This is a genomic window from Streptomyces sp. NPDC005899, assembly GCF_040629645.1.
In the GTDB taxonomy this organism is placed as follows: Bacteria; Actinomycetota; Actinomycetes; order Streptomycetales; family Streptomycetaceae; genus Streptomyces.
This window is the reverse complement of the sequence record NZ_JBEXWB010000703.1, coordinates 1-1,161: the sequence shown is the minus strand read 5'-3', so window position 1 is coordinate 1,161 and position 1,161 is coordinate 1. Positions and strand designations below refer to the sequence as shown.

The window sequence follows — 1,161 nt, the reverse complement described above, 5'->3', positions numbered from 1 at the left end:
GCTCGCCGTGCCACTTCCACGACGTGACGCGCGCGCGGCCCGGCAGATCCGCGCGGCCGGTGCACCACAGCAGCACGGCCCACCGGTCGTCCTCGTCCGGGGCGCCGGGGAAGAGCCTGGCCAGCACCCGGTCGCAGAGGTCCCGGGGCGGGATCCAGGGGAGCGACAGCCCGGCGGCGACGTCGTGGGTGTGCACGAGGGTCTCGACGATGCCCATCGCGGCGAAGCCCTCCGGGTCGGAGAGCCCGAACACGTGGTGGGAGCGCACGTCCGGGGGACTCGTCCGCACCATCGCCGTCAGAAGGGCGCCGCTCGCCTCCAGCGTCCGGAGCAGCCCGGCGGTCCCCGCCTCCGGGTCGGCGAACACCGAGTTCGCGGGACCGCCCTCACGGTCGGGCGCGTACCGGTACGGCACCTCGCGGTCCTGCGGGGGCCGGCGCCCGCCCAGCTGGACGGCGTACGCGAAGAGGTCGTCGCTCAGATGCTCCACGGTCTCCCAGCAGTCCCACTCCAGGGTCCCCGCGGGCACGCGCCAGTCGTCCGCCGGGGAGGTGGCGAGGGTGTCGACCGCGAGCCGTACCGCCGTCGTGACGTCGTCGGCGGTGACGGGCAGCCTGGCACCGGTCAGCGCGGCGCGTTCCCGCGCGCCGCACTCCACGCAGAACTCGTTGCCCTCGGGATCGGCCAGCGTCGCCCAGCCCCGGCCGCCCGGTTCGCGGTGGTCGGCGACCAGTGTGGCGCCGAGGGCGAGCAGCCGCTCGACCTCCTCGTCACGGGTGCGGTCCTCGGGACGGACGTCGAGATGGACCCGGTTCTTGACACGCTTGGGCTCGGGCACGGTGACGAAGAGCAGCGCCACCCCCGGTGCCCTCACGCTCGCCTCGGGGTCACCGGGGAAGTCGTCCTCGGCCAGTGGGGATCCGAGCACCTCGGCCCAGAAGAGGGCCAGCCCGTGGGCGTCGGCGCAGTCGATGGTGATGTGCTGTACGAGCGAAGTCATGGGCGCCACTGTCTCCGCCGACCCGCCTCGCGGTCCAGCGGATTGACCGCTCAGGACTCGACCGCTCAGGGGGGCTCGGACGGCGGCCCGGACGAGGGCCCGTGCGGGGCCGGTGCTCCCGACGGGCCCCGCGCGGCCGGCCCGCCCGGCGCCACGGGCGA

At 75.3% G+C, this 1,161-nt stretch carries 1 protein-coding gene; it reads right to left on the bottom strand.

The window, feature by feature from the left end; translation table 11 throughout:
• On the bottom strand, positions 1-1,000 hold a 1,000-nt coding region (locus tag ABZ371_RS32790), incomplete at its 3' end, for a VOC family protein (RefSeq protein WP_358686622.1).
• Positions 1,001-1,161: the final 161 nt, after the last annotated feature.